The organism is Salipiger sp. ABN3_019 (genome assembly GCF_056158605.1).
This window is the reverse complement of the sequence record NZ_JBSWTP010000004.1, coordinates 334865-353191: the sequence shown is the minus strand read 5'-3', so window position 1 is coordinate 353191 and position 18327 is coordinate 334865. Positions and strand designations below refer to the sequence as shown.

The following is an 18327-nucleotide window of genomic DNA, read 5'->3' as shown; positions in this document are numbered from 1 at the left end:
TTACGCCTCCTTTCCGCGCGGGTGGCGCAGGCGGGGGTTGAGCGCGATGGCGGCAATGTCGGCGATCATGTTGAGGATCACATAAGCGGCGCCAAAGATCATCGCGGCGGCCTGCACCATCGGCAGATCGCGTTTCGAGACGGCATCCACCATAAAGCGGCCCAGCCCGTTGTAGTTGAACACCGCCTCGACCAGCACGACGCCGGTGATCAGATAGGCGATGTTGAACGACACCACATTGACGATCGGTGCGGCGGCGTTGGGCGCGGCGTGGCGCATGACCACGCGGCCATTCTTCAGGCCCTTGAGGAAGGCGGTCTCGATATAGGGCTGGTCCATAACGCCCAGAACCGTTGTCCGGGTCATGCGCAGGATCTGCGCCATGGTCACCATGACCAGCACCAGCATCGGCAGGGTGGTGGCGTTGAACCAAGCGGCAAGCCCCATGCCCTCGTAAGTGTCGGCAAGACTCGGCAGCCAGCCGGTCTTTACCGACAGCCAGAGCACCAGCAGCAGGCCGAGGAAGTATTCCGGCAGCGACACGAAGGCGAGCGCAGCGATATTGGCGGCGCGGTCAAAGATCGTGCCACGCTTGGCGGCGGCGAGGATGCCAAGGCCCACGGCCAGCGGCGCCGCGATGACCCCGGCATAGGCTGCCAGCGCCATGGTGTTCCAAAAGCGTGGCCACAGCAGATCCGCGACCGGCTGGCCCGAGGCCATAGAGCGGCCCATGTCGCCGGTGAGGATGCCACCCAGCCAGTCAAAGTAGCGCTGAAGCGCGGGCACATCGAGGCCCAACTCGCTGCGCAGCGCGGCGAGGGACTCGGGCGTGGCGCTTTGTCCGAGGATGGCCCCGGCCACGTCGCCCGGCAAGATCTCGGTTCCGGCAAACACCAGAACCGAGACCAGCCAGAGCGTCAGCAGCCCGAGGCCGGCACGTTTTGCGATCAGCGAACCCATCAGGCGTCCAGCCAGACCTTTTCGGCCATGCGCGCGCCCATCAGGTTGAACATCGCATGGGGCTTCACGCCCTTCACGTCCGTCGATACCGCATCGAGGTAATCGCCGAACATCGGGATCATCGCGCCGCCGTCCTCATGGATCAGCGCCTGACACTCCCAGTAGATCTCGCGGCGCTTCTCCTCGTCGAGCAGCGCGCGGGCTTCTTTGAGCAGCGCGTCGAAACGCTCGTTGCTCCAGCGCGTGTCGTTGTAGGAGGAGGAGGACTTATAGGCGATCGACAGCATCTGGTCGGCGGTGGGGCGTCCACCCCAGTAGGACATGCAGAAGGGCACCTGCATCCACACGTCGCTCCAGTAGCCATCCGCCGGTTCGCGCTTGATGGTCACATCAACGCCCGCGCCGGTGGCCGCGCTGCGGAAGACCGCCGCAGCATCCACGGCGCCGGAGAAGGCCGCGTCGGAGGCCGAGAGGGTCACCGCGAGCGGATCGAAACCCGCCTTCTTGGCGTGGAAGCTCGCCTTCTCGGGATCATAGGCGCGCTGTTCCAGCTCGGAGTTGTAGAAGCGGTCGGTCTGCGGGATCGGATGGTCGTTGCCCAGCTGACCGAACCCGGCGAGCGCGGTCTTCAGCAGCTGCTCGCGGTCGACGGCGTATTTGATCGCGAGGCGCGCGTTCACGTCGGTGAAGGGCGCCTTGGTGCAATCCATCAGGAAGGTGAAATGCTGGCCACCGGCGGAACGGACGATCTCGACCTTGGGGTTGCGGCCCAGCAGGGTGACGGTCTTGAAGTCCACCGCGTTGATCGCATGCACCTGCCCCGACATCAGCGCGTTGGTGCGGGCGGTCACATCGTTGATCACCACCACTTCGACGGCATCTACATTGGCGCAGCCGGGCTTCCAGTAGCTCTCGTTGCGGACAAAGCGGCCACGCACGCCGGGCTCGACACGCTCGGGGATGAAGGGGCCGGTGCCGACGGGGTTGGACCAGTCGTCGAAACCTTCGGGCACCACCAGCAGGTGATAGTCCGACAGCAGGTAGGGCAGATCGGCGTTGCCGCTCTCCAGCGTGATGCGGATCTGATGATCCGACAGCTTCTCGATCTCGGTGATCGGCGCGAGGATCGAGCGCGCCGCCGAGGAGCTTTCGCCGCGGTGCAGGTTGAGCGAGTAGATCACGTCATCGGCGGTGAGGCTCTTGCCGTTGTGGAAGGTCACGCCCTGCCGGATGTCGAACACCCATGCGGCGGCGCCCTCTTCCGCGTCCCATGCCGAAAACAGCTCGGGCTGGGCGATGTTGTCGCTGTCGATCTCGACCAGACCGTTCATGACCATATAGGCTTGGTTCACCGGCACCCAGTCCGCCAGCTTGCGGATGTCAAAATCATCGGTGGTCGAGCCGCCGCTGATCCCGAGCTTCAGCGTGCCACCCTTGCGCGGCGCATCCTGCGCGCGCAGCGGCAGGCCGCTGAGGCCCACGAGGCCCATGCCTGCGGCCCCGGCAAGAAGTCCGCGGCGGCTGATACCGGACATGTCATGAACGATCGTCATGTCGTCTCTCCTGTGGATTTTTCGTTATACGCGGCTCTTGGCCGGCTTGGCGCAGAACATCCGGGGGATTGCTTAGAGGCACAAATGATTTTTTGTCATACCCCTCTGAGCGCCTCTCAGGGCTCGGTTTTTCCGGCGCTATATCAGCAGCTTGCGCAAGGGTGCGTGTTAAGCCCCGCGCCAGCGGCGATTGCTTTCGACCAACCAATCACCAACCTGCCGCGCGACCTGCCGTTGGTGCCGGGTGGTGGGGCGCATGAGGTAATACTGGCCGTGGCCGCGGAAGGGCCGCGCGTCGGCGGGCACCAACTCGCCGCTGTCGAGATAATCGACGATGAACCACGTCCAGCCCATGGCGATGCCCACGCCGCGCCGCGCCGCCTCGACCGAGAGGTGGTAATCGCCGAGCTTCCAGCGCGTCGCCGCCTCGGGCAGTTGCACGTCCATCGCGGCGAGCCAATTGCCCCAGTCCGTCCACTCCTTGTGGGTCTCTTCGACGGTCAGCAGCAGCGGCGCCTCGGCCTCGGTCAGCGGCGTCGCGCCCGGCGCCATCACCGGCATCATCTCTTCGGGTCCCAGCACATCGACCACATGATCGGCCGGGCGGTTCGGGCGGTAGTAGATCGCGAGGTCATACTCGTCGTGGCGCAGCTGCTGAAAGAAGTCGTTGACGATCAGCTTCAGTTCCAGCCCCGGAAAGGCGTCGCGCAGCCGGGTCAGACGCGGCAGCATCCACAGGTCGGCGACGGCGCGCGAACAGGCGATGGTCACCTGATCCTGCCCGCGCCGGGTCAGCTGCCCGGCCTCAAGCGATTGCAGCGCGTCGAGCGCGCGCCCCACCTCCTTGGCGTATTCCTCGCCGATGCGCGTCAGCACCACCCCCGAGGGCTGGCGTTCGAAGAGCGCCGCGCCGACGTGATCCTCAAGCTGCGCGATCTGCCGACTAATGCCGCTTTGGGTGAGCGCCAAAAGCTCGGCGGCGCGGGTGAAGCTGCCGCAGCGCGCCACGGTCTGAAAGGCGAGCAGGCTGCGCAGCGGCGGGAGACGACCAATATCCATGCGCCGCTTATAGTGCGCCACTGCCGGGCTGCGAAGGGGGATGCACTGGCCCCGCGTCAGACGGGGCCAGCACAAGGATCCGCGCGGGATCAGGCGAGTTGCCGACGGCGCCCGATCAGATGCACCGCGATCTCGACCGCCGCCAGCACCAGCATCGACAGGCCAACCAGCGGGAAGAAGATGCCCGCCGCCACCGCTATCAGCAGCAGCGCGCGCGGAATGCGCCAGTCGGCGGGCACCTGCGGCACGCCGAGCGCACCCGAAGGGCGACGCTTCCACCACATCGCCGCACCCGACGCGCAGAGCCCGACCATCGCGAGGCAGGCCAGCAGGAGCACGATCTGGTTCACCAGCCCCCATTCTTGCCCCATGTGCACGCTGATGCCCCATTCGGCCCAGCGGCCCAGCGTGCCGAGGTCTTCAAGCCCGGCGTCATAGAGCACCTCGCCGCTGTATTGATCGAGGTGGATCACCCGCTCATAGGTGATGTCGTCGGGATAGACCGAGGCGGTGAACACGCCTTCCGGCCCGCCGGGCATCGAGACCGAATAGCCCGGCACGATGCCCAGATCCTCGACCTTGGCCACCACTGAATCAAGCGCCTGCGGCACGCCCGCGCTCTCAGCCGACAGCGGCAGGGGCTGTTTTTCCATGATCCAAGGCGCGCGGTCGACAGCGTCAGCGACCGGCACCGTCGAGACCGGTTTGCCGGACCAATAGCCATCCGGCATGCCCATCCCCAAGGCATAGGCATAATCGTAGAACTTGCCGCCCCAGACCGAGGACCACGGCAGCCCGGTCATCGCCAGAAAGACGATGAAGACGCCGGTGTAGATCCCCGTGACCGCGTGCAGATCGCGCCACCACGGGCGGCCGCGCTTGGCCTTGATACTGACCGTGCCAAGCTTGCGTCCGCGCGGCAGCCACAGAAAGATCCCGGTGCCCACCAGCAGCACCATCCAGCCCGCCGCGGCCTCGATCAGCCGGTTGCCGAACCAGCCCACATATTCCAGCGAATGCAGCTTGCGCACCACATACATCGCCGGGCTGCCCGCCGCGCCGCCATCCCAAAGCGTGCCGAGAACGTCGCCGGTGTAGGGATCGACATAGACGGTATCCTTCAGCCCGTCCTCGCCGAGGATGTCGACCTCAGCGCTGCGGTCCGCGGCCATGGCGGGCGTGTAGGCTTTCATCTCGCCGGGATGGGCGGCAAGCGCCGCTGCGGTGATCTGCGAGGGGGCGAGCGGCGCGCTGCCCTCCTGCACGAAGCGCAGGTTTTGATAGGCGGCGTCGTTGATCTCATCCTTGAAGAGATAGATGCCGCCGGTGAGCGCGAGGATGAGGACGAAGGGCAGGATCACCAGCCCCGCGATGAAATGCCAGCGCCAGACGGCGCGGTAGAGCGCGGCAGAGGCCGCGCGGTGTGTTTGTTCTGTCATGAATCCATTCCGATTGGCCCGCCGGTAGCGGGGCCTTTGCAAGAGCGATCCGGCGGGCTCTCCGCGCGGACCGGTGTCGAACGTGACGGCCGGGTGCCGTCAGAGGGCGACGGGCGGCGCTCTTGGGGAATGGTTGATATTGCGGGCCTGCGCCTCACGCAGCAGATCCGCGCCCTGCCGCCAGCTTTCATGCGGCACCAGCATCTGGCTGCAATCGTGGGGGCTGAGCGCGGGCGGGTTGGGCAGGCCGTGACAGAAAGGGCAGTGATGCTCGTGCGCTCCGCCCGAGCCGCAGCCATCGCGGTGCAGCATGCCAACCGTCAGCTCAAGCACTTCGAGCGCGGCAGAGCCGCGGTCGGGCGCCATCATGGCTGCCGAGGTCGCGCTGGTCAGGGCCAGAAGTCCGGCGAGGATCAGCGCAAGGGGATATGTCAGAAGGCTCCGCACCCGCGTGATGTCGCACGGGACTGCCAGCTTGGGAAGCGACAGCTTGTCACGTACCGCCTCGTTGCGCGCCCTGTGACGCAACGGCGCGGCGGACTGCGGTTCGGTCTGGCAGTGCACAAAGGGGCCAAAACGAAAATTGCCGCGCCCGGGAGGGGGCGCGGCAATCGAATTGGCGAGGGGAGGCTTTTATTCGGCTACATGCGCACGCGCCATGGTGCCGGCGTATTGCTCGTGGAAGTAGGTCATCGTGTCGAGCAGCACATCCTCGAGCGCGATCTTCGGCTCCCAGCCGAGCAGTTCCTTGGCCTTCGAGATGTCGGGCATCCGGCGGTCGCAATCTTCATAGCCTTCGCCGTAGAACTCTTCCGAGCTGACCTCAATGATCGGGTAGTTCTCGTAGGAGGGATCACCGGTGATCTTGGCGTAGGTCTTGCGCATCATATCCGCCAGCTCGGCCATGGTGACCTCGTTGTTGCGGTTGCCGATGTTGAACGCGTGGCCATTGGCCTTCTCGGGGTTGTCGAGCATGCGGCAGATCGCATCCACGGCCTCGTAGATCGACACGATGGTGCGGCGCGCCTTGCCACCGTCCACCAGCTTCATCGGATCGCCATTGAGCAGCGCGCCCATGAAGCAGGCCAGAACCCGCGGCACACCGTCGCCGTCGCGCTGCGGAATATAGTCCATGCGCGGGCCGAAGAAGTTCAGCGGACGCACCACGGTGAACGGCAGGCCGTCTTCCTTGTGGTGGGCGTAGACGAGGCGCTCGACCATCTGCTTGGCGCAGGCGTAGGTCCAACGCTGGTTGACGATCGGCCCCATAATAAGCGGCGTTTCGTCTTCCTTCAGCTCGTAGAGATCGGGGTTGGCGTATTCGGTATCGCCGACATAGCTCGACAACGTGCGGCCATAGCATTCGCTGGTCGAGAAGCTGATGAGCCAGCGCTTGTATTCGACGCAAAGCTCGACGATCGGGTAGACGTCGAAGAGGTTCGACTTGATCACGCTGATCGGGTTGGTGTTGTACTCTGACGGGTTGCAAATCGCCGCGAGGTTGATCACGACGTCGCTGCCTGCGACCGCGTCGCGCAGGTCTTTCTGCGTGTCCGCGTCGTCAACGTACTTCTGGTGGAGCGTGAAGTTCGGGTGATCCAGATGCTTGTGGATCTTCTCGCTCGACGGATCCCACCCAATGATCTTGTGATCGGTGGTGGTGAGCAGTCGATCAAGCAGATGGCTGCCAATAAAGCCCCCGCATCCCAGGATAACAATATTCATCGGATTCTCCGTTCCAATTCGCATATTAAAAACACCTCTGGCAGACCCCTGAAAAATCGGGCCCTTAAAGGAAATTACGTAAAGTCTTTAGTATCCAAGTTAATAGGTATTAACCCACCTGAATCCTTTACACGATGTTCAGTCAGATGGCTATGACTCGCGCACCCAACCAGCGGCCCGTTCAAGGTGGCTGCCCCATTGTTGGGCGAAACGTCGGGAAGCTTGTCAGCATCCGTATGTTTCGGCCCCTCAGCCAGACCGTTTCACGCTCCGATCAGCCTTGAAACCTGCCCACATGACCCGAGCACAAAAGCCCGAAGAAGCAGAAATTCGCTGGCCGACAGGTGATCCTTGCATGATTCGGCCTTCAAACCCAGAGGCTTTGCCGATTGCACGGGCTCGTGCTGCGCTTCCGCGCTCAGACAGGCAAAGCCCCGCCGATCGCTCGGCGGGGCCCCCTCGCACGGTCCCTCGTGCAAAAGCCATTTTCGGCTTTAGTTAAACATCGTGTCCGGGATGAAGGTGGCGATCTGCGGAATTGCAATGATCAGCACCAGCCCCACCACCATAGCCAGCAGGAAGGGCGTCACACCGCTGAACACGGTGGTCAGCGGCACCGAAGGCCCGGCCACGCCGCGCACCACAAAGACGTTCATGCCCACCGGCGGGGTGATCATCCCCATCTCGATGACGATCACCGCGACCACGCCGAACCAGATCGGATCAAAGCCGAAGCCGGTGATCACCGGAAAGACGATCGGGATCGTGATGACCAGCATCGACAGCCCGTCCATGAACATGCCCAGCACCACATAGGCCAGCAGGATCACGATCAGCGTGCCATAGGCACCCAGACCCAGCGTTTCCAGCTGCGCGCCGAGCGTTGCCGGAATATGGGTGATGGCAAGGAACGGGTTCAGGACGTTGGCCCCGATCACCACCATATAGAGCATGGCGGAGGTCTTGAGCGTGTCGAGCACCGCGGCTTTGAACCCCGTCCAGTCGAGCTTGCGCTGCACCAGCGCCAACAGGATCACCAGACCCGCGCCGATGCCCGAGGCCTCGACCGGGGTGAAGACCCCAAGGTAGATGCCGCCGATCGACACGATGATCACCCCGAAGAGCGGCCATGCCTCGGACGAGATGCGGATGCGCTCGGCCCAGGTCAGCTTTTCGCCCTTCGGACCGATCGCGGGGTTCAGCGTGGCCTGCAGCCAGATCACCCCGATGAACAGCACGCTCAGCAGGATGCCCGGCAGAATCCCTGCCATGAACAGCCGCCCGATGCTTTCCTCGGTGAGGATCGCGTAGAGCACGAAGCCGGTCGACGGCGGGATCAGAAAGCCCAGCGTGCCGCCCGCGGCAACCGATCCGGTCGCCAGACCGTCGCTGTAGCCAAGGCGCTTCATCTGCGGCAGCGCCACTTTGCCCAGCGTGACCGCCGTGGCCACCGAAGAGCCCGAGACCGCCGAGAAGGCCGCGCAGCCGATCACCGAGGCCGAGGCCAGCCCGCCCTTGAAGCGGCCAACCCAAGCATAGGCGGCATCATAAAGCCCGCGCGAATAGCCCGCCGCCGAGGCGATATTGCCCAGCAGCACGAACATCGGCACGACGATCAGCGAGTAGGACGAGATCGCCGAATAGCTTTCGGTCAGCAGCATGGCGCTGGCGCTGCGGAATCCCGACAGCGCCCAGTAGCCGAAAAAGCCCACCAGCAGCATGGCGAAGGCCACCGGCGTGCGCAGGATCATCAGCAGGAAGAGGCAGGCGATACCGACAAGGCCTGCGGAAACATCCGTCATTGTTCCTCTCTGTAGATGATCACATTCAGGATCTGCAGCGCAAAGACCAGCACGCAGAAGGCACAGCCGAGGGCGAGAATTCCGTAGAAGGGCCAGAGCGGCAGGCCCAGCATATTGGTGGTGTCGCCGAACTCGGCGGCATCCAGCGCCTTATAGACAGCACGGTGGCACAGCACGCCCAGCACATAGCCCGACAGCAGCCGCGCCAGAACGTCCCCGGCCATGCGGCCAAAGCGGCCCAGCACCCGATCAAAGACGTCGACGGTCACATGGCCGTTGAGATGGGTGCAATAGGGCAGCGCGGACATCACCAGCGCCACGGCGGTCAGCTGGATGATCTCGTTGGAGCCGAGGATCGGCTGGCCAAAAACATAGCGCAGCACCACACCGGCAAAGATCAGGACCACCAGCAGCAGCAGGGCCAGCCCGCCGATCACCGCGAGGATCGAGGTGGCCCTGTCGGAGATGACCGACAGGACCCGGGTTTCAGAGCGCGTCATGGCGCTTACTTCGACAGCGCGTCGACGATGGCTTGTGCGCTGCCGCCGGTCTCGGCGACGACGCTTTCCACCACGGGGGCGGCCAGCTCGTTGAAGGCGGCGGCTTCCTCGGCGCTGAGCTCGATCACCTCGTGACCGTCCATCTCGGCGAAGGCTTCGACACCGCCAGCGGCGACCGCCAGCTGCACCTCGTTTGCCTTGACCGACGCTTCCTTGCCCGCTTCGAGCAGCGCGGCCTGCTGGTCATCGCTGAGGCTGCCAAAGGCATCGCGATTGGCGAGGATGAAGAACGGCGAGTTGGTGGTGTCCATGCCGATGGTCAGATAGGTCGCCACTTCGCCCAGACGGAACGCACGGGTCGCGGTGGTGTCGATCATCGCGCCGTCGATCACCCCGGTCTGCATGGCGTTGTAGATCTCGCTGACCGGCATCGAGACCGGCGTCGCGCCCCATGCCTCGACCAGCAGGCCGGTGTTGCGCGAGGGCACGCGGATCTTCAGACCCTCGATGTCGGCCGGGCTGCGCACGGCTTTGTCGCGGGTGTAAAGCTGGTTCGGCGCCGAGGACCACAGGCTGACCAGAATGGCGCGGCGGTACTCAGGCTGGAACAGCTCGATGTTGTTCCAGATGTCGGCGGTGCCGGTCTCGGTGTCCAGCACGCCCGGTAGTTCAGCGGTGAGCGTCAGCGGGAAGGTCGAGGCGGTGTAGCCCGGCAGCGACACGGCAAGCTCGGCAACCCCGTCCAGCACGCGGCTGTATTGCTCGGCCGGGCCCGGGCCCAGTTCGCCGCCGTTGTAGATGGTCACCGACAGATCGCCGCCCGACTTTTCTTCGACCGCCTTGGCGAAGGGCTCGAAGGCGCCTTCCACATAGGGGTGGGTCGGGGCGAAGAAGCTGGCGAATTTGAAATCTTCTGCAAAGGCCGCAGTGGTGGAGGCAAGGCCAAGGGCCGCGGCAAGAATAACAGAACGCATGGTAATCCTCCCAAGATCACGCCTGCCTGCGTGACAGGCCGTGTGCGGCACAGGTTGTGCAGGCATCTTTCCGGAGGCACCAATACATTCGATGCATTTTTGCATAATTTCTTGCTATAGGTCGGGAAGGCCCTTTGCCGCGGCCCGCAGGCAATCGAGCATCAGCTGCTGCGGGCGCGACGCCAGCCAGCCCACGCGCATGGTCAGCCCGATCTGCCGCAGCGGCAGATTTTCCGTGACCCGCAGCTGCACGAGGTTGCGGCGGCTCAGCTCCGGCGCTGCCTGCCGCCCCGAGGTAAACGCCAGCGCGTCGCTCAGATCGAGATATTCGCGTATAAGCAAAATGAAACCCGCCTCGATGAGGCTGGCCGGAAGCGGCAGGTCGTGCGCCGCAAAAATCGCTTCGAACTGGTGCCTTAGCTGAGTGCCCGGGCCGGGCACGACCCAAGGGAAGCGGGCCAGTTCGGAGGGGTGCAGCGGCCCGCGACCGGCCAGCGGATGCCCGGGCCGGGCGACAATGGCGAAACGGTCATGAAACAGCGGTTCCTGCACCACGTCGGGCGCGGGCTGGGTGCTGCGCAACGCGCCAAGCATCAGATCCACATCGCCCCGGCGCAGCGCCGCCAGCAGCATCTCATAAGTGCCGTCGATCACCGAGACCCGCATGTTGGGGCGCGCCTGCCGGAAAGCTGCAAGCGCGCGCGGCAACAGCACCGAGCGTGAAAGCGGCAGCGTACCGATCGCGATCCGCCCGGTCTCGCGCCCGTCAATCTCGCCGAGGTCCATGTCCGCCTGATCCAGCTCGCTCAGCGCAAGCCGGGCGCGCGGCACAAGCGCGCTGCAGGTGCGGCTCGGGACCAGCCCCTGCGGCGTGCGCTCGAACAGCCGCTCGCCCGCTTCCTCTTCAAGCTGGCTGACGGCGCGGTGCACGGTGGGCTGCGCCAGATCGAGCGCCTTGGCCGCGAGGGTGAAACTGCCGGTATCATGCACCGCGATCATGCCCTGCAACTGACCGCTGGTGGCCAATGCGGGCAGCCGAGGCGAGATCGCACCAAGCGCCGCATCAAGCTGGCGGAACGCCCGGCACAGTCGCGCGGCCAGCGCGGTGCCCCGCTCGTTGAGAATGAAGCCGCGGCTGGTCCTGTCGAAAAGCGCCCCGCCCGCCTGTGTCTCGAGCTTGCCCAGCATCTGGGTGACCGCCGGTTGCGAGACATTGAACCGTTCGGCGGCGGCGGTGATCTGGGCCTCTTCGGCCACCGCCAGAAAAACCCTCAGGTGCCGCAGGTTGCGCGAAATCATCGTACCGCGCCTCTTGCTCTGTCCATCACGCACCCCTGCCCTGCCACCTGCCCCGCCGGTTATAGCGCCGCGGCGGCGGCGGGGTCCATGCCGGTCAGCCGCCCGAGGGACCGCCGCGATCGCTGCCGCCGGGCAGGGAAAGCGCCTCGCAAATCTCACGCAGCGCCCCGCGCAGCCCCTCCTCGAGCGTCGGGTGATAGACCGGCAGCGCCAGCAGATCGCCGACCGTCAGCTTTTGTTGCACCGCCAGCGCCAGCATATGCCCCATGTGATCCGCGCCCGGACAGCACAGATCGGCCCCAAGCAGACGACCATCGGGTTCGGCGGCATAGATCTGCGCCACACCATGGTTCTCGCCCTCGACCCGTGCCCGCCCCTGATCGGCATAGCTGGCGGTGCCGATGGCCGCTGCCTCCTCTGGCCCCGCGCCGAGACTAACCAGCGGCGGGTCGGTGAATGTGATCGTGAAAGGTAAGCTGCGCTCGGAGCGGACCACCGCCGGATAGGCCGCCGCATTGCGCCCCGCGATGGCCCCTTCGGCGGAGGCTTCGTGCAGCACGGGCCGCTCCGCATTGGCATCACCGGCCATGAAGATCGGAGCCTTCCCGCATTGCAGCGTTGCGGGATCCACCTCCGGCATCCCTTTGTCGTCAAGGTCCAGCCCCGTCGCTTCAAGGTCGAGCCCCTCCAGCGACGGCGGCCGGCCCGAGGCCACCAGCACCTTGTCGAAACTCTCCACGCCGCCGTCCCAGCGAATGGTCACGCCGCTCTCGGTCACCTCCGGGGTCGGCTCGACGCCCAGTTGCAGATCCAGCTCTGCCTCAAGCGCGGATTTCAATGCGGCGTGCACCGCATCGCTGCGCGCCCCGGCCAGCCGGTCGCCAAGGTCAAAGATCGTCACCCGCACCCCCAGCCGCGCCATCGCCTGCGCCAGTTCGACACCGATCACCCCCGCGCCGATGACCGCAAGGCTGCGCGGCAGATCCGGCAGCTCAAAGATCGTCTCATTGGTCAGCAGCCGGTCGCCGAGGTCGCGAAACGGCGGCGGCACCATGGGCTGCGCGCCGGTGGCGATGATCACCGCCTTCGCCTCGATCCGCGTGCCATCGTCCAGCACCAGCGCGCTTTCACCGGTGAAACGCGCCCGCCCGCGCATGCAGGTGCCTGCGGGCAGATCGTCAAAGCTCTGCCGTGTGGCCGCGGCGAAACGGTCGCGCTCGTCGCGCAGCCGCGACAGCACGGCAGGCCCGTCGACGCTCACCTTGCCGGTGCGGATGCCAAAGAGCCCCGATCCCCGCGCCCGCTGTGCGCTGCGCCCCGCCGCGATAAGCAGTTTCGAGGGCATGCAGCCGGTATTGGCGCAGAGCGTGCCGGAAAACTCGGGGTCGATCAGCAGCGTCTTGGCACCATGCTGGCGGGCATTGCGCTCGGCGGCGATGCCAGCGGTGCCAGCGCCGATCACGGCAACATCGCAGGTCAGGGTTTCGGGCATGGGGATCCTTTCCGCCACATCTCGGGGCGAGAGGAGGCTGCCGTTTGGGAAACTCTGGATCAACGGGGAAGCGCGGTGCTTGTTCCCGCGCCCCCGGTCAGAGCGGCAACAGAATGGGCAGAAGCGTGATGCAGACCGCCATGGTGACCAGCGTGAAGGGCGCGCCGATGCGCAGGAAGTCGGTGAACTTATAGCCACCGGGCACCATCACCAGAAGGTTCACCGGCGACGAAACCGGCGTCATGAAGGCGGTCGACGCAGCAAGCGCGACGCACATGGCGAAAGGATAGGGCGAGGCGCCAAGCCCGTCGGCCACCGCCATGGCCACCGGCCCCATCAGCACCGCCGTCGCGGTGTTCGAGATGAAGAGGCTGAGCAGCGTGGTCGCAAGAAATAGCGCCGAGAGGATCGCGCGCGGCGGCATCTCGCCCATCAGCCCGAGCACCGCCTGCGCCGCCAGATCGACGCCCCCTGCCCGTTCGAGCGCGGTGGCAAAGGGCATCATGCCGGCGATCAGCACCAGCGTCTGCCAGTTGATCGCGCGGTAGGCGCCATCCATGCCGATGATGCGAAAGGCCCCCATGGCAAGACAGCCCAGAAGCGCGGCCTGCGCGTTGGGAAGCGCGCCGGTGGCCATCGCCAGCACCACCGCCAGCAGCACGGCCACGGCAAGCGGCGCACGGCGATGCTCGGGCGCCACCGCGTCGGCCTCTTCCGGCAGATCGAGCGGCAGCAGATCGCTGCGGTCTTCGGACATGCGGCGCAGCGCGGGCCAGCGCCCAAGCAGCAGCAGCGTATCGCCCGCGCGCAGCTTGGTGTCGGCGCCCGCCCCCTCCAGCGGTCCGCTGCCGCGGCGCAGGCCGATCACGGTAAGCTCGCGGCGCGTCCGCAGCCGGGCCTCGGCGGGGCTGCGCCCGGCAAGCTGCGATCCGGGCGGCACCATGGCCTCGGCGATGCCTACCTCGCGGTCTGGGCGCGTGAGGTCCTCGGCGCCCAGCGACCGCATCTGCAGCTTCCGGTCCCGCCGCCAGCCTTCGAGATCGAAGCTTTCGCCAATCACCCCCAGCAGCAGAATGTCCGACGATTGCAGCACCGTCTCGCGGGTCGGGCGCAGCATCTCGGTGCCCCAGCGGCGCGGGCGCTCGATGGTCAGGATGGTCACCCCGTCCCGGCCGCGCAGATCAAGCTCGCCAAGCTGATGGCCGATAAGGTCGGAGCCGGGCGTGATCTGCAGCCGCGACACCCGCCCGCGCAGCCCGTAGCTGTCGATCATCTCGGCCATATGGCGCCGCTCGGATACCGGCGGCGGGGCGTCCGGAGCCAGAAAGCGCCGCGTGGCCAGCATATAGAGCATCGCCAGCACCAGAACCGGCAGGCCGAACGGCAGGAAGGCGAAGAAGGAAAACCCCTCGAGCCCGCGCCGCACCAATTCGGCATGGATCACCATATTTGGCGGCGTCGCGACCAGCGTCAGCATGCCGCTGATCAGCGCCGCCATCGACAGCGGCATCATCAGCCGCCCCGGTCCGATCCCGGCGCGGCGGGCGATCCCCAGCACGATGGGCACGAAAATGGCAACGACGCCGGTAGAGCTCATGAAGGCCGACAGCAGCGCCGCGGCGAGCATCAACAGCACCAACAGCAGCCCCTCGCGCCCGCCGGCGCGGGTGGTGATCTGGTCCCCCATCCATTGCGCCACTCCGGTGCGCACCAACCCCTCGCCGATGACGAAAAGCGCGGCGATCAGCACCACGCTGGAATCGGAAAACCCCGACAGCGCCTCGGACATGCTGAGCACGCCGGTGAAGGGCAACGCGACCATCACCATAAGCGCCACCGCGTCCATGCGTGGCCTGCCCCGTGCGAAGAGCACAAGCGCCAGCACCAGCAGGCCGAGCACCATGGCCAGCTCGAGCGTCATCCGTGCCGCACCTCCATTGGCTGCGCCCGCCAGACGCGGCGGGCTCAACCTTCAGTGAAGCTAGGATCTGTCGTGGTGATCAAGCGGAGTTCGGGGAATGCGGAACATCGCGCCCGGTGTCAGCTCGTGATGCTGAAACCCGTGGCGGTTGTAGAAGGCTTCGAGCGCGGGCTTGTCGAGCCCCTCTTCGCCAAACGGCTCATGGTGCAGCTCTATACCCAGCTCGGCGTCATCCGCCGCATCCACCAGCTGCCGCAGGATGCGATGCGCGATGCCCTGACCGCGATAGGTTGGCGCCACCCAGATGCCGCTGAGGATGAACCGTTTGTTCCACAGCGAATGCTCGATATAGGCGACGTTTTCGTGGCTGTTGCGGTAATAGGTCCGCTCGCCGGTATCGCCGACGCACGCGATCAGCCCCGGCACCTTGGCGAGGCGGGCCATCACCCGCTCATACTTTGATTCGGCCTGTTGACGCGCGCGCTGCAGGCCCGCGTCCAGTTCATGGGTCAGCTCGGGGTGGCGAATCTCGCAATAATCGCGCAGCCCGTGCTGCAGAGCGATGGCAACAAATGCACGCAACTCGTTCTCAAGGCGGGAAATTTCGGCCTGCTCCGCGCTCTTGCGACGCGGCGTGAAATGGGTCCGGTACCCGCGATCAATGTCGGTATATGGCATGGTGTCCTCCCACGCCGATCATACAGGGTCATTCGTAACGGGACAGTAATTCTGGACATACCGTTTGCGCAAACACCGCCAATGAGCGGAGTTTGGGCTATGATTGTATACCAATGGCCACCGCGCGACCCCCAATCAACGGGATGCCGCGCGGCAGAAACGCTCAGACCGCCGCTTCGCGGGCGATCACATCCTGCATCGGCTCAAACAGCATCTCGGCCAGCAAGCCGGTGACCTCGGCCCAATAGGCATCGTCCGCCGAGACCGCGGGCGGCACGAAAGCCGCGCCGCGCAGGGCCGCGACGATCTCTTCGGCATCCTTGCCCGCAGCCATGGCCTGCAACTCCGAGGCCCGCGGATCGCGCAGCTCGAAAGCGTCGCAATCATGCGTCGCACCGCTCACATGGCGCAGCCATGCCGCCGTCGCGAAGGTGAAGGCGCGGCAATCCACGTCCTTGGCGCGCGCATCGGCCACCGCCGAGAAGATGCGCTGCGGCATCTTTTCCGACCCGTCCATGGCGATCTGGAAGGTCTCATGCGCGATGGCCGGGTTCTCGAAGCGGCGCGCCAGCGCGTCGGCATAGGCGGCCGTGTCGATGCCAGGGATCGGCGGCAAGGTCGCGGCGGCAGTGGCGAGATGGCGGCGCACCAGCTTGGCGAGCGGCGGATTGGCCATCACGTCGCGCACATAGGTGCAGCCCGCGTGGAACCCGGCGTAGGCCAGCATCGAGTGGCTGCCGTTCAGCATCCGCAGCTTCATCGCCTCGAAAGCGGCGACATCATCGGTAAAGATCGCGCCTGCAGCCTCCCAAGCCGGGCGGCCCTGCGGGAAGTTGTCCTCGATGACCCATTGGCAGAAGCTCTCGGTCTCGATGGCGGCAAGGTCTTCGCAGCCGGTGAGCTCGGCCGCCTCGGCCAGCGTCGAGGCTGTGGCGGCGGGGGTGATCCGGTCGACCATGGTCGAGGGGAAGGCGACGTTGAGCGCGATCCATTCCGACAGGTCCGGGTCGATGCGGCGGGCGAAATCCACCACCGCGCCGCGCAGCAGCACGCCGTTCTCGGGCAGGTTGTCGCAGCACAGCACGGTGAAGGGCGCGAGGCCCGCATCGCGGCGGCGGCGCAGCGCCTCGGTCAGCAAGCCGAGCACGCCCTGCGGCGCTTGCGGGTTCGCCAGATCGGCGGCGACGGCGGGATGCGCCACGTCACAGCCCTGCGCGGCGCGGTCGAGGCCATAGGCCTTTTCCGTCACCGTCAGAGACACGATCTTGGTGCCTTCATCCGCCATGGCGGCAAGCGCCGGCTCGGGGTTGCCCGCAGAGCAGATCGCGTCGGCAATAGAGCCGATGACCTGCGCCGAGGTGCCCTCGGCCCCTTTGACGATCAGCGTGTAGAGCCCGTTTTGGGGGTGCAGCTCATCCGACGCCTTGGGCGAGCGCAGCGACACGCCAAGGATGCGCCAGTCGCCGCCCTCTGCGGTCATCGCCAGATCGGTCAGCGCCGCCTGATGCGCCTTGTGAAAGGCGCCAAGGCCAAGGTGGACGATGCCCACCCCATGCGCCTGCGGATCATAGCCCGGACGCAGCGCCTCGGGCACTTGGGTCAAGGAGGTCAGCCTCATGCCGCCCCCGTGACCAGCTTGTGCTCGAAGCTGCGGTAGATGCCGCGCAGTTCCGCCAGCCCCTTGAGACGACCGATCGCCGGATAGCCCGGCTGCGCCTCGCGGCCGATGTCGTCAAGGATGTCCTGCCCGTGGTCGGGGCGGAAGGGGATCGACCAGTCGGCGCGGCCCTCGGCCTTGCGGCGGGTCTCTTCGGCGACGACGGCGGCGACCATGGCAACCATGTCGGTGTGACCTGAAAGGTGCTCGTCCTCATAGAGCGAGTTCATCACCTCGGTGCCTTCGATGCTGACGTTGCGCAGGTGCAGGAAGTGCACGCGATCCGCCAGCGCCTTGAAGATCTCGACCGGGTTGTTGTCGGGACGCGCGCCAAGCGAGCCGGTGCAGAGCGTCACGCCATTGGCGCGCAGGTCCACCGCGTCGAGGATTTTGCGATAATGCGCCTCGGTCGACATGATGCGCGGCAGGCCGAGCAGCGGGAAGGGCGGATCGTCGGGATGGCAGCACAGGCGCATGCCAAGATCCTCGGCCAGCGGCGTCACTTCCGACAGGAAGTCGATCATGTGCTGCTGCAGCTTTTCTTCGGAAATGCTGTCGTATTCCGCGAGGTGCAGCTTCACATCCTCGAGAGTGAATTTCTCTGCCGCGCCCGGCAGACCAAAGACGACGTTGCCCGCCAGCTTCTCTTTGAAGGCGTCATCCATCTTGGCGAAGCGCTCGGCGGCCTCGGCAACCACCGCATCGGGGAAGCTCTCGGCGGCGCCGGCACGTTCAAGGATATGGATGTCGAAGGCGGCGAAATCGATCAGGTCGAACCGCATGCAGCGCGCACCGCTGGGACGCTCCCACGCCAGATCGGTCCGGGTCCAGTCGAGCACCGGCATGAAGTTGTAGCAGATGGTCTCGAGACCCGCGTCGCGCAGGTGCCGCATCGAGATTTTCCAGTTCTCGATGTGGGTTTTCCAGTCGCCCTTCTGCTTTTTGATGTCTTCCGAGACGGGCAGCGATTCGACCACATCCCAAACCAGAGGCGACGGGCGACCGTCCTTGCGGGTGGCAATCTCTTGCTGCCGCTGCGCGATTTCCTCGGGGGACCAGACGGTGCCGGTGGGCACGTGATGCAGCGCCGAAACAACGCCTTCAACGCCTGCCTGCATCATGTCGTCGATGCTCACGCGGTCTTTCGGACCGAACCAACGCCAGGTCTGACGCATCGCTTTCCCTCCCTTTCGTCAACTGTTCCGGCCCGATCCGCGGCGCCGGTGGTGGTGGCCGGATCCATACCAGCGGATTCTAATGTTGACTAG

General features: G+C 65.6%; 15 protein-coding genes. All 15 read right to left on the bottom strand.

What is annotated here, in order from left to right:
- The 15 genes from ACXAD2_RS05505 to uxuA all read right to left on the bottom strand — a co-directional run bounded on the left by ACXAD2_RS05505 (nt 1) and on the right by uxuA (nt 18234).
- Nucleotides 1-960, bottom strand: coding sequence for an ABC transporter permease (locus ACXAD2_RS05505; RefSeq protein WP_475167895.1), 960 nt, complete (start codon nt 958-960; stop codon nt 1-3).
- The gene (locus ACXAD2_RS05500; protein ID WP_475167893.1) at nt 960-2513 is read right to left on the bottom strand and encodes an ABC transporter substrate-binding protein; all 1554 of its coding nucleotides are present in this window, start codon (nt 2511-2513) and stop codon (nt 960-962) included. The genes ACXAD2_RS05505 and ACXAD2_RS05500 overlap by 1 nt, the downstream gene beginning before the upstream one ends.
- A gap of 168 nt (nt 2514-2681) precedes the next feature.
- Nucleotides 2682-3572 carry a LysR family transcriptional regulator gene (locus ACXAD2_RS05495; protein WP_066111475.1) on the bottom strand — a complete coding sequence of 297 codons (891 nt, stop codon included), beginning with the start codon at nt 3570-3572 and terminating at the stop codon, nt 2682-2684.
- 89 nt (nt 3573-3661) lie between these two features.
- Nucleotides 3662-5011 (bottom strand): PepSY-associated TM helix domain-containing protein, encoded by a 1350-nt coding sequence (locus tag ACXAD2_RS05490; RefSeq protein ID WP_475167891.1) that lies wholly within the window; start codon nt 5009-5011, stop codon nt 3662-3664.
- A 99-nt stretch (nt 5012-5110) separates the two neighbouring features.
- Nucleotides 5111-5458: a hypothetical protein gene (locus ACXAD2_RS05485; RefSeq protein WP_475167888.1), complete on the bottom strand. Its 348-nt coding sequence runs from the start codon at nt 5456-5458 to the stop codon at nt 5111-5113.
- Between the two features lie 186 nt (nt 5459-5644).
- Entirely contained in the window at nt 5645-6736 is a 1092-nt protein-coding gene (locus tag ACXAD2_RS05480; RefSeq protein ID WP_475167887.1) for an NAD-dependent epimerase/dehydratase family protein, read from the bottom strand.
- 494 nt (nt 6737-7230) lie between these two features.
- The gene (locus ACXAD2_RS05475) at nt 7231-8538 is read right to left on the bottom strand and encodes a TRAP transporter large permease (RefSeq protein ID WP_224900924.1); all 1308 of its coding nucleotides are present in this window, start codon (nt 8536-8538) and stop codon (nt 7231-7233) included.
- A complete protein-coding gene (locus ACXAD2_RS05470; RefSeq protein ID WP_475167883.1) occupies nt 8535-9038 on the bottom strand; it encodes a TRAP transporter small permease in 504 nt (167 codons plus the stop codon). Before ACXAD2_RS05470 ends, ACXAD2_RS05475 begins: the two co-directional genes overlap by 4 nt.
- 5 nt (nt 9039-9043) lie before the next feature.
- Complete coding sequence (locus ACXAD2_RS05465) at nt 9044-10012, bottom strand: TRAP transporter substrate-binding protein (RefSeq protein ID WP_475167880.1); 969 nt, start codon at nt 10010-10012, stop codon at nt 9044-9046.
- Nucleotides 10013-10126: 114 nt separating this feature from the next.
- Nucleotides 10127-11311 carry a LysR family transcriptional regulator gene (locus tag ACXAD2_RS05460; protein WP_066111458.1) on the bottom strand — a complete coding sequence of 395 codons (1185 nt, stop codon included), beginning with the start codon at nt 11309-11311 and terminating at the stop codon, nt 10127-10129.
- 94 nt (nt 11312-11405) lie between these two features.
- Nucleotides 11406-12803 (bottom strand): dihydrolipoyl dehydrogenase, encoded by a 1398-nt coding sequence (locus ACXAD2_RS05455; RefSeq protein WP_475167879.1) that lies wholly within the window; start codon nt 12801-12803, stop codon nt 11406-11408.
- Between the two features lie 97 nt (nt 12804-12900).
- Nucleotides 12901-14724 carry an SLC13 family permease gene (locus ACXAD2_RS05450; RefSeq protein WP_475167877.1) on the bottom strand — a complete coding sequence of 608 codons (1824 nt, stop codon included), beginning with the start codon at nt 14722-14724 and terminating at the stop codon, nt 12901-12903.
- Between the two features lie 60 nt (nt 14725-14784).
- Nucleotides 14785-15402: a GNAT family N-acetyltransferase gene (locus ACXAD2_RS05445; RefSeq protein ID WP_066111452.1), complete on the bottom strand. Its 618-nt coding sequence runs from the start codon at nt 15400-15402 to the stop codon at nt 14785-14787.
- Nucleotides 15403-15565: 163 nt separating this feature from the next.
- A complete protein-coding gene (locus ACXAD2_RS05440) occupies nt 15566-17020 on the bottom strand; it encodes a mannitol dehydrogenase family protein (protein WP_475167876.1) in 1455 nt (484 codons plus the stop codon).
- Nucleotides 17017-18234: a mannonate dehydratase gene (gene uxuA / locus ACXAD2_RS05435; RefSeq protein WP_475167874.1), complete on the bottom strand. Its 1218-nt coding sequence runs from the start codon at nt 18232-18234 to the stop codon at nt 17017-17019. Before uxuA ends, ACXAD2_RS05440 begins: the two co-directional genes overlap by 4 nt.
- Nucleotides 18235-18327 lie beyond the last annotated feature (93 nt).